This window comes from Cryobacterium sp. Hz9 (assembly GCF_004402825.1).
Lineage (GTDB): Bacteria > Actinomycetota > Actinomycetes > Actinomycetales > Microbacteriaceae > Cryobacterium > Cryobacterium gelidum.
This window is the reverse complement of the sequence record NZ_SOFC01000025.1, coordinates 80,923-92,265: the sequence shown is the minus strand read 5'-3', so window position 1 is coordinate 92,265 and position 11,343 is coordinate 80,923. Positions and strand designations below refer to the sequence as shown.

General features: G+C 66.8%; 5 protein-coding genes. 3 read left to right on the top strand and 2 right to left on the bottom strand.

All coding sequences use genetic code 11. The features are described 5' to 3' along the window. Window positions 1–147 precede the first annotated feature (147 nt). Window positions 148–6,786 carry a PxKF domain-containing protein gene (locus E3N85_RS15730; protein ID WP_134464862.1) on the top strand — a complete coding sequence of 2,213 codons (6,639 nt, stop codon included), beginning with the start codon at window positions 148–150 and terminating at the stop codon, window positions 6,784–6,786. Window positions 6,787–6,798: 12 nt separating this feature from the next. Here the strand turns inward: E3N85_RS15730 and E3N85_RS15725 are convergent, their stop codons facing one another. Continuing rightward, entirely contained in the window at window positions 6,799–7,317 is a 519-nt protein-coding gene (locus tag E3N85_RS15725; protein WP_134464860.1) for a DUF3515 family protein, read from the bottom strand. A gap of 24 nt (window positions 7,318–7,341) precedes the next feature. On the opposite strand from E3N85_RS15725, the gene thiL reads away from it, so the two are divergent. Continuing rightward, a complete protein-coding gene (gene thiL / locus E3N85_RS15720; RefSeq protein WP_134464858.1) occupies window positions 7,342–8,373 on the top strand; it encodes a thiamine-phosphate kinase in 1,032 nt (343 codons plus the stop codon). Between the two features lie 33 nt (window positions 8,374–8,406). Here thiL and rsmD read toward each other — a convergent pair whose 3' ends face one another. Continuing rightward, the gene (rsmD, locus tag E3N85_RS15715) at window positions 8,407–8,988 is read right to left on the bottom strand and encodes a 16S rRNA (guanine(966)-N(2))-methyltransferase RsmD (RefSeq protein WP_134464855.1); all 582 of its coding nucleotides are present in this window, start codon (window positions 8,986–8,988) and stop codon (window positions 8,407–8,409) included. A gap of 191 nt (window positions 8,989–9,179) precedes the next feature. Between rsmD and E3N85_RS15710 the strand changes: the two genes are divergently transcribed. Further along, window positions 9,180–11,330 carry an ATP-dependent DNA helicase RecG gene (locus E3N85_RS15710; protein ID WP_134464914.1) on the top strand — a complete coding sequence of 717 codons (2,151 nt, stop codon included), beginning with the start codon at window positions 9,180–9,182 and terminating at the stop codon, window positions 11,328–11,330. Window positions 11,331–11,343: the final 13 nt, after the last annotated feature.

The window sequence follows — 11,343 nt, the reverse complement described above, 5'->3', positions numbered from 1 at the left end:
TCGACGGCTGCGCGCGTCCGGCGCGCGGCCGGCGGCCGTCAGCCCCGGGGGGCACGAGCCCCAAACGGGGAATTGTTCGACGGGTGAGAAAAAGTAAGACTGTGGCGGTGGCGGTGGACCCGAACATCCGCGTCGCGGGAGGCTTCCATGCGCACTGCCACGATCGCTGCTACATCCCCCCGTCAAAGCGGCCGTCAGCAAAGTCGTGGGTGGCTCGCCCGGGCCGCAGTTCTCGGGCTCGTGTTGGGCATGCTCAATGCGGCGCCGGCCTTCGCCTCGAGTGTTTCGAGTGCAGTTTTCACCGGCGGCACGGGCAGCGCCCTGGTCGGCGGAACCCTCTACGCCCGGCAGGGAACGGCGCTCACCCTCACCGTCGACACGAGCAGTGATACGAAATGTGTTGAGGTGGCCGGCACTGCCCTGAACATCACATCAACCTCACTGACCGGCAAGACGCGGTGGACCTTCGCGACCGTCGCCGGCGCGGGCGAGGGCGCACAGGCCGCCACCGCCGCCGCCTCCCCCAACGTCAATGCGCAGGGCAAGTGCACAGGTCCTTCCTCCTCGATGCAGGCCGCTTTCGCCCTCGACAACACCGGTCCGATCGTCACTGCGGGCCTCTCGCCAGCCGCCAACGCGGCCGGCTGGAACAAGGCCAACGTCACCGCCGCCTGGTCGGCAACGGATGCCGGTTCCGGCGTCGCCTCCGGCCCCGCCCCGGAGACCGCGAGCGTGACTGCCAACACCAGCGGTGACCTCAAAACCGCTAAGGCTACCGACCGCGTCGGCAACACCAGCAGCGGTTCCGCCACGGTCAAGCTCGACAAGACCAACCCGGTTGTCAGTGGCTCTCGCGCCCCGGCAGCCAACGCAGCCGGCTGGAACAACTCGAACGTCACCGTCTCGTTCGGCTGCACCGATGCCCTCTCGGGCATCAAGACTTGCACCGGCAGCGGGAGCGTCCTCGTCTCGGCCGAGGGTGCCAACCAGTCTGTCAGCGGAACCGCGGTCGACAACGCCGACAACTCGGGCACCGGCAGCGTCGACGGCATCAGCATCGACAAGACTGCACCGGCCCTGAGCGGCTTGCCCACTTCGACCGCGAACGCAGCCGGCTGGTATAACGGCAACGTCTCGGTCGCCTGGAGCGCCGCCGACGGGTTGTCCGGCCTCGCCGGTCCGGTCCCGTCGAACAGCACGATCATGGGCGAAGGCAGTGGCCTGCACGCATCCAAGGTCGTGAGCGACCTGGCCGGCAACACGATCGCCGCGGACAGCTCCCCGGTGGACATCGACCGTACCGCCCCGACAACCGGAATCAGCGGCGCTTCGAAGGGCTGGAGCAACGGCACCGTCACCGTCACGCTCTCGCCGAGCGACAACCTCTCGGGTGTGGCGACGACCCGGTACTCGATCGACGGCGGCAGCACCGTCAGCGGCACGACCCTTCAGCTCTCGAGCGAGGGTGACCACAGCATCAGCTACTTCAGCACTGACAAAGCGGGCAACACCGAGGCCGCACAGACCGCACGCGTGAAGATCGACAAGACCGCCCCTACCATCGGCCACTCCTTCACGCCCCTGGGATACCTCGACGGCGCCTGGACCAACCAGAACGTCACGGTCACCTTCGACTGCGCCGACTCCGGCTCCGGCGTCGCTTCCTGCACACCGCCAGCAATCCACAGCGCCGAGGGAGCGGCCCAGCAGGTCACCGGCACAGCAACCGACAACGCCGGCAACACCGCCACCGACACGGCGGTGCTCAGCATCGACAGAAGCGCCCCGAGCCTCGCGGCCGCAAGCGACCGGGCCGCCAATGGCGCCGGCTGGTACAACGACTCGGTCACCGTGAACTTCACGGCGAGTGACGCCTTCTCCGGTATAACAAACGCCCCCTCCGCACAGGTGCTCGGCGAGGGAGCCAACCAATCTGCGGCGGGAACCGCCACCGACGCCGCCGGCAACTCCACGAGCGCGAGCGTCACCGGCATCAACATCGACACGACCGCACCGGTGCTGAGCACCGCCTATCCACACGGCTGGAACACCACCGACGTGGCCGTGACCTGGACCTGCACCGACGCCCTCTCCGGCGTCGCCACCGGGCCGACCAACGACACCGTCAGCGGAGAAGGCGCAAACCTGTCCTCAAGCGCGACCTGCACCGACACGGCCGGCAACACCGCATCCGTCACCGTTTTCGGAATTCAGATCGACCGCGCGTCGCCGACGACGACCGCGACCGTGCCGGCTCCGCCTGCGAGCGGCTGGTACGCTGACGCCGTCGACGTGACCCTGACCGGGCTGGACGCCCTCTCCGGCATCGCGACGACGAGCTACACCGTCGACGGCGGCGCGACCCAGGAATACACCGGCCCCTTCGCCCTGCGCGGCACACACGTCCTGAGTTTTTGGAGCACGGATGTTGCCGGTAACGCCGAAGACTCCATCGTCAACAGCCTGACCCTCGAGATCGACGGGAACGCCCCCACGACCACCGTCATCAACCCGATTTCACCGGCGAGCGGCTGGTTCGTCACGAGCGGCATCCCGGTCGCCTTCGACGCGAGCGACGCCGAGTCGGGAATCGCCGGCACCTACTACACGATCGACGGCGGCGACACTCTGCTGTACGGTGAACCCTTCACCGAGAAGCTCTCGCTCGGCCTGCACACGATCGCCTACTGGAGCGTCGACCTCGCCGGCAACGTTGAGGATACCCGCACAACCGAGGTCTGGGTCGACACCGTGCGGCCGAGCATCAGCGGCCTCGCGTCCCCCGAAGCCAATGGCTACGGCTGGAACAACACCGCCGTCGATGTGGCTTTCAGCTGCAGCGACGCGAACTCGGGCATCGATTCGCTCGTCGACTGCGGCCCAGGCGTCATTCTCGGTGCCGAGGGTGCCGACCAGGTCGCCACCGGCACGACAGCCGATGTGGCCGGCAACGTGAACTCCGCCACGGTGGAGAACATCAGCATCGACCTGACGGATCCGAGCCTCTCGGGTGCCGCAACGACCCCCGCCAATGGGGCCGGTTGGTACCAGGATGACGTCACCGTCGCCTGGACCGCCGCCGACGCTCTCTCCGGCATCGCAGTCGCAGACGCCCCCGACGACAGCACGATCACCGGAGAAGGCGACCAGCTCTCAGCCGAGGCGACCGTCTCCGACCGGGCTGGAAACACGGCTGCGGCGACGGTGACCGGCATCAAGCTCGACCGCACCGCGCCGGTCGTGACCGGGGCTCCGACGGCCGCCCCCAACGCGGCCGGCTGGTACCGCAGTCAGGTCGTCGTCGACTTCGCCTGCACCGACGCACTCTCGGGAGTGGCCTCCTGCCCCATCAGCAGGGTCATCGCCGGCAACGGCGCAAACCAGGGCATGACGAGCGCCCCCGCTACTGACCTGGCCGGCAATGACAGCGTGGGCACGACTGTGCACGGCATCAACGTCGACGGCGCCGCGCCGAGCACAAGCGTCGACAACCGCTGCACCGCGGTCAACGACTATTGCACCCGCGCAACCGCCGACGTGGTGCTCTCCGCTGACGATCAGGACGGCCTGTCCGGGGTCGCCGAACTGCACTACACGCTCGACAACGGCACTGAACAGGTGGTCACCGGATCCACCACAACCGTGAGCGTTCCGCTCAACGCAAGCGGCGCGGCATCCGTCAGCTTCTGGGCGGTCGATCACGCGGGCAACGTCGAAACCGCTCAGGCGGTCGCCCTCAAGTGGGACAACATCGCGCCGACGCTCTCGCACCTGGTCTCGCCCGCCCCCAACGCCACCGGTTGGAATCGCGACGACGTCACCGTTACCTTCACCGCGACCGACGACGATCTCGGCTCCGGGATGGCGGACGTCACCGCACCACAGAACGTCTCGACCGAGACGCTCGGCCTGCCGGTGAACGGTTCCGCCACCGATATTGCCGGAAACGTCGGCACCGACTCGGTCACCGTCAAACTGGACAAGACGGCCCCGACCATCAGCGGCGCGATCGTGAGCGGCACGATCGGCAGCAACGGCTGGTATCTCGGACCGGTGACGGTGCACTTTAGCTGCGCCGACGCCCTCTCCGGACTGGCCACCTGCCCGGACGATGTCACACTCACCGACAACGGTGCGAACACGGCCTCCGGCACTGCTCGTGATATCGCCGGCAACCCGGCGACGGCCACGGTGACCGGCATCAGCATCGACCAGGAGCTGCCGAGCACAAGCGCGCTCGTTGAGGGTCCGCTCTCCGACAACTGGTACACCGGCACCGTGACACTGACCCTCAGCGGGCACGACCTCACCTCCGGTGTCGCCGTGACGACCTACAGCGTCGACGGAGCCGAAACCCAGAGTTACAGCGAGCCGATCAGCATCAGCAGCCAGGGCGCTCACAGCATCGAATACTGGAGCACGGATGTTGCCGGTAACGTCGAAACTTCGACCAGCGTCGGGTTCACCATCGACAGCATCGCTCCGGTCACGACACTGACCGACCCGGTCTCGCCGGCTAGCGGCTGGTTCCAGAGCAGTGACATTCCGCTCACCGTGGCGGCCACGGATGCTGAGTCGGGCGTCGAGGGAACCTACTTCACGATCGACGGCGGCGCCCCGCAGATCTACCTCGAGGCGCTCACCACGCAACTGCCCACTGGCAGCCACGAGATCGGCTATTGGAGTGAGGACTTCGCCGGAAACCTCGAGGCCACACGCACCACCGTGGTGAAAGTGGACACCGTGCTTCCGACCATCGCCGGCACGGCAAGCCCGACCGCCAACAGCTTCGGCTGGAACAACAGCAACGTCGACGTGACCTTCGCCTGCACTGACACCAACTCTGGCATCGCCGGTTGCGGACCCGACACCACGGTCGGCAACGAAGGTGCCGGCCAGTCGGTTCGCGGCGACGCGATCGACGTGGCAGGCAACACCGGCTTCGCCACGGTCGAGAACATCAGGGTCGACAAGACCGCCCCGAGTCTCAGCGGCGCCGCCACGACGGATTCCAACGGGGCCGGCTGGTACCGCGGAGACGTCACTGTCGCGTGGACCGGCACGGATGGGCTGTCGGGGATCGACGCGGCCGACAAGCCAGCGAACAGCGTGATCGACGGCGAAGGCAGCGATCTGGGCGCCTCGGCGACCGTGTCGGACCGGGCCGGAAACGGCGCCGGGGCATCCGTCACCGGAATTCGGATCGACCGCACCACACCGACCCTGAGCGGTGCGCCGACGACCAACCCGAACACCTTCGGCTGGTATCGCAGCCAGGTTCTCGTGGACTTCAGCTGTTTCGACGCCCTTTCCGGCGTCGCGCACTGCCCGAGCAGTCTCATCTTCGCAAATGACGGCGCGAACCAGTCCGTCACGAGCACCACCGCGGGTGACCTGGCCGGCCACGAGAGCGCCGCTGCGGTGGTGAGCGGCATCAACGTGGACGGCACCGCTCCCAGCAGCACCGCGAACAACGTCTGCACGCTCGTGAACGACTTCTGCACCGGATCGACCGCAACCGTCACCGTGAGCGGCGTCGACCAGGTCGGGTTGTCCGGCGTGAGAGAGCTGCACTACTCGATCGACGGCGGCGCCGAGCAGGTGGCGATGGGATCGACCAAGACCCTGAGCGTCCCGCTCGATGGCAGCGGGGTCGGCACCGTGCGCTACTGGGCGGTCGACTACGCCGGCAACACCGAGGCAGCCAATGCGGTGTCCCTCAAGTGGGACAATATCGCGCCGACCGTCACGCACGGCGTCAGCCCCGCGGCCAACGCCAACGACTGGAACAACAGCGACCTGACCGTGACCTTCACTGCCAGGGACGACGACTCCGGCTCGGGAATCGCCCGGGTCACGGACCCTGTGAACGTCTCGGTCGAAACCGCCGGTCGGCTCGTTGCCGGATCGGCAACTGACACCGCCGGAAACGTCGGCACCGACAGTGTGACCGTGAAACTCGACAAGACGGCACCGAGCATCAGTGCAGCAATCGCAAGCGGGGTGGTCGGCAGCAACGGCTGGTACCTCGGTCCGGTCAAGGTTCGCTTCAGTTGCGCAGACGCGCTTTCCGGGATCGCCACCTGCACCGACGACGTGACCCTCACCGCCAATGGAGCCAACACGGCCAACGGAGCGACGGCCGACAGAGCCGGCAACTCCGCGGCAACAGTGCTGTCCGGAATCAAAATCGACATGGAGGCGCCAAGCATCACATCTGTCAATGTGGCAGGCGGTTTCTACACCCTCGGCGCTGTGCCGGCGGTGACCTGCAGTGCGAGCGACAGCTTCTCTGGGCTACTCGGAACCTGCGCGGTCACCGTGACCGGAGGCACTCCGAACGGTGTCGGCACCTTCCGTTATACCGCGACCGCGATCGACAGCGCTGGCAACACCTCGGTCTCTCGCGGGAGCTACAAGGTGGTCTACCGCTTCGACGGATTCCTGCAGCCGATCAATGACACGGCCCACCAGGTCGGCGTCGCAACCAGCGTGTTCAAGGGTGGAAGCACGGTTCCGGTCAAATTCCAGCTGAAAACGGCCAGCGGGACGGTCGTCTTGTCGAGCTCCGCACCGAAGTGGCTGACACCGGATCAGGGTTCGGCCATGTCACTCCCGGTCGATGAATCGCTGTACACGGCTGCGGCGGACAGCGGCAGCTCGTATCGCGGCGACGGCGGCCAGTACATCTATAACTGGAAAACCGGTACGGGCGGGCACTACTACCGCATCGGCGTCCTGCTCGACGATGGCCAGGCTTACTTCGTCGACATCGGACTGCGCTAATCCGCCCGCGGGTCAGGGGGCGGTCGTGGCCCCGTCGGTGGGCAGCTGCACGTCCTCGGCGCCGACGCAGGCACTGGTAGCCGGCACGTACCCGACCGCGTTTGCGACGTCGATGAGTGCGGTCGACCCGCTCACCGCTGCCGAGTCGATCACGATCTCGATGGCCGGGTCGCGACCATACGTCGTATAGCGATAGGTCGGGGCGTCGGAGTCGTCCTCGATCCAGTCGATGCCGTTGATATTCAGGCATGGCAGCGTCGTGGGCGCTGGTACCGTCACGCCGCAGTGCAGGAGGACGGCGGCGGGGTCGCCCCACGCGCCGGTGGCTTGGGCGTTCGTCTCCCGTGACGCCTGATCGGCGACGGTGGACGGCAGGTGCACGATGACATCGGCGCACGCGACGTTGGTGGCGTCGGTGGCCGGGGTCAGCGGCACGGCGGCGGCGCAGCCGGCAAGCATAAGCGAACCGGCGAGCATGGTGACGATGGCGACAAAGCGGAGCGGGGCTGAGCGCAGGAATGGGTGAGACATCGTATTCAGGCTACCGTTTCTTACATGACCCCTGCTGCGGATGTCCCGCGTTCGCCATCCACATCTACCGAAACTCTCGCCGACCTGAGCGAGGGGGCCGTGCTGGGGCGGATCTTTCCCCGACTTCCGGCCGCAGCGGCCGAACTGCTGGGGCCCGGCGATGACGCGGCGGTCATCTCTGCACCCGACGGACGCTTCGTGGTGACAACCGACATGATGATTCAGGGCCCTGATTTTCGCCTCGCCTGGTCGACACCGCACGACCTCGGCTGGAAGGCCGCGGCAACCAATCTCTCCGATGTCGCCGCGATGGGCGCCCGCCCGACCGCTCTCGTCCTGGCGATCGCCGCACCACCGTCGACGCCCGTGTCGGTGCTCGAGGGCATCGCTGACGGGCTGCGCGACTGCTGCGAGGCTCTCGCGCCCGGCTGCGGCGTGGTCGGAGGCGACCTCTCGGCCTCCGACGCCCTCACCCTCGCCGTGACGGCCTTCGGCGACTTAGAGGGTCGTGCACCCGTGTTGCGCTCGGGGGCACGCCCCGGAGACACCGTGGCGCTCTCCGGGCGGCTCGGCGATGCCGGAGTCGGGCTTGAACTGCTGTTCCGGCTGGGTGTCGACGCCGATGGAGTGCCCGACCTCGAGCGTGCCAACGCCCTCAAGCTCACGCACCCCGCCGAGGTCGCCGCCCAGCTCACCCCGGTGCCGCCGATTGCAAGCGGACCGATTGCGGCCCTCGCCGGGGCTACCGCCATGCTCGATGTCTCTGACGGCCTCGCCATCGACGCGGGACGCATCGCGAGGGCCAGCGGAGTCGGCATCGATTTCGACTCCGCCTGCCTGGGGGAGCGCATCGAGGTCGCCCTCGGTGGTGGTGAAGACCACGGGCTGCTCGCCACTTTTGCACCAGGCTCCGCTCTACCGCCCGGCTTTCGCCGTCTCGGCACGGTCACCGCGGCATCCGCTTCGGTCCGTGCCGGAACGATCACCGTCGACGGTGCGCCACACGACCAGAGCGGATGGGATCCCTACCGCGGCTGGGACGGCGCCGCCGGATAGTGCACGTCGACCGGCGCCGCACTGGCGGCCCAGCTACAACGTGGGCTGTTCGGTGGGGGAGGCATACCAGACGGTCGTGTCGCCGTAGTCCTTACGGCGCTCGAGCACGAGCTGGGTGCCCCAGTTCGGCTCGGGCGAGCGCGAGCTTCGCTCCAGCACCACGAGGGCGTCCTCGGCCAGCAGCGGAGCGAGTGCGCCCAAATTGTTCCCCAACTCAACTTCAGTGAGGTCGTAGGGCGGGTCGAGGAACACGACGTCGAAGCCGTCTTTGGTCGCCCCCAGAAACGACTGCACGGCCTGCGACGACACCGCAATCTTCAGCTCGGTACCCTTCGGAGCTGACCGCTGCACCGCCTCTGCGTTCTTGCGGCACATGGCCGCTGCGCCATAACTGTTCTCGACGAGGGTCACGACCCGCGCCCCGCGGCTGGCCGCCTCAAGACCCAACGCGCCCGATCCGGCATACAAGTCCAGAACGCGCATACCGTGCAGCGCATCCCGCGATTCGAGTGCGGAGAAGATAGCCTCTCGGACCCGATCACTGGTCGGCCGGGTGCCCGACTTGGGAACAGCCAGGGTCAATGAGCCGGCAAACCCGGAAATAATTCGCGTCATAACCCTTCGAGCCTAGCTTCCCGCTGCGTACCAGCCCTCGACAGCTCTCCCAATCGCAGCATCACCATGTCAGAGGCGCGGTTTACGATGGAATCATGACCGATTCGAGTGCTGCCGGTGGCCCCGAATTCGATGGTGTCGAACTGCCAGCGCCCCAAAGCGAACCGCTCAGTCTCGACACGCCCCTGAAAATGGCGCTCAGTGCACCCCAAGCAACGGCGCTGTCCAAGGCTTTCGCCATGCACACCGTCGGCGATCTGCTCAGCCATTACCCGCGCGACTACGCCGACCGCGAGGTGCTGCGGCCCCTGAATCAAATCACGCCCGGCGCCAACGTCACGGTCATCGCCGACATCATGTCGGTGCACGAGAAGCGCATGTCGTCGAGGCCGGGCACGATTGTCGAGGTGGTGATCTCCGACGGTGGAGGCGAGTTCACCCTCACTTTCTTTGGCAAAAACAGTCAGGAATGGCGCCTCAAACAATTGCGGCCCGGTTTGCGCGGCAGCTTCTCCGGCAAGGTGCGCATGTACAAAGGCGAGAGCCAACTGGCGAATCCGTCTTACAAAACCTTCGAAAGCGAAGAAGAAGAGGCTCGCGACGATCCGTCCCTGCTGCTGCGGCACAAGCCTCTTATCCCGATTTACGCGGCAACGGCCGCGGAGACCAGCTGGAACCTGCAGACGATGATCGACCGGGTGCTCCGGCGCGTTGGTACTCTGCCCGACCCCGTTCCCGACGATCTCCGCGCCGAACACGGCCTGCTCAGCCACACCCAGGCCATCCGCTGGATTCACAGCCCGGATGATGAAGAACAATGGATGGCAGCCCAGGACACCCTGCGGTTCACCGAGGCCTGGGTGCTGCAGTGCGCCCTCCTGCAGCGGCACAGTCTGGCCCGGGAGCGCCGCACTCGGCCGCGCGTACCGACGCCCGGCGGGTACCTCGAACGTTTCGACGCGGCACTTCCCTTTGCGCTCACGGTCGACCAGGAGATCTGCGCGGTCGAAATCGACACCGACATGGCCCAGTCCGGTCCCATGAACCGACTGCTGCAGGGCGAGGTCGGCTCGGGTAAGACCGTCGTCGCGCTGCGAGCCATGCTCGCCGTGGCCGACAGCGGCGGCCAGACGGCCCTGCTGGCACCGACCGAGGTGCTTGCCGGGCAACACCTGAGGTCGATCACCACCCTGCTCGGCCCCGATCTCGCGGCCGAACTCATGCCGACGCTGTTGACCGGCAAACTGCCCGTTGCGCAGAAACGCAAGGCGCTGCTGCGCACCGTGTCGGGCCAATCACGAATCGTGATCGGTACCCACGCCCTGCTCAGCGACACCGTGACCTTTTTCGACCTCGGTCTGATCGTGATCGACGAGCAGCACCGATTCGGTGTCGACCAGCGTGAAACCCTCCGGCTGAAAGGTGCCGAACCACCCCACGTGCTCGTCATGACCGCCACGCCGATACCGCGCACCATCGCCATGACCGTGTTTGGCGACCTCGACGTGAGCACCATCCGCATGCTGCCGGCCGGGCGCCAGGGCATCACCAGCATCGTCGTACCGCTGGCCGACCACCCGAACTGGTTTCAACGGATCTGGACCAAACTCGCCGAAGAGCTTGCTCTCGGACGGCAGGGTTTTGTCGTCTGCCCGGCCATTTCCCCCGCTGAGCGTGAAAAAGTCGCGGAAGACGAGACGGCACCATCGCCCGATGACGAGAAGACACCGCTCGCCAACGTGGAGACCGTGCACGAGAAGCTTCGCGGATTCCTGCCTTTGGCCGGATACCGTATCGAGGCCCTGCACGGGCGCATGACGAGCGACGAGAAAGATCGCATCATGCGCTCATTCGCCGCGGGTGAGATCGATGTTCTCGTTGCAACCACGGTCATCGAGGTCGGTGTGGACGTGCCCAACGCTTCGGCCATGGTCGTGCTCGACGCTGACCGGTTCGGTGTCTCGCAGCTGCACCAGTTGCGCGGCCGCGTCGGGCGGGGCGGCGTGCCCGGGCTGTGCCTGCTGGTCACCAACGCCCGGCCGGGGTCGCCGGCCCGACAGCGCATCGGCGACGTCGCCGCGACCCTCGATGGTTTTGTGCTTGCCGAACTCGACCTCGCCCTGCGCCGAGAGGGCAACGTGCTCGGTGATCTGCAATCCGGAGACGGCTCAAAACTGCGCTTTCTGCGGGTGGCGGTCGACGGCGACATGATCGCCGAGGCGCGGCAAGCTGCCCACCACCTGGTGACCAATGATCCGGGCATCCGCACCAACCCGCCCCTGCGCGAGGCGATCGCGCGCCGGCTGAACGACTCCGAACGCACGTGGCTCAACAAAGGTTGAATATGTCAGCTCC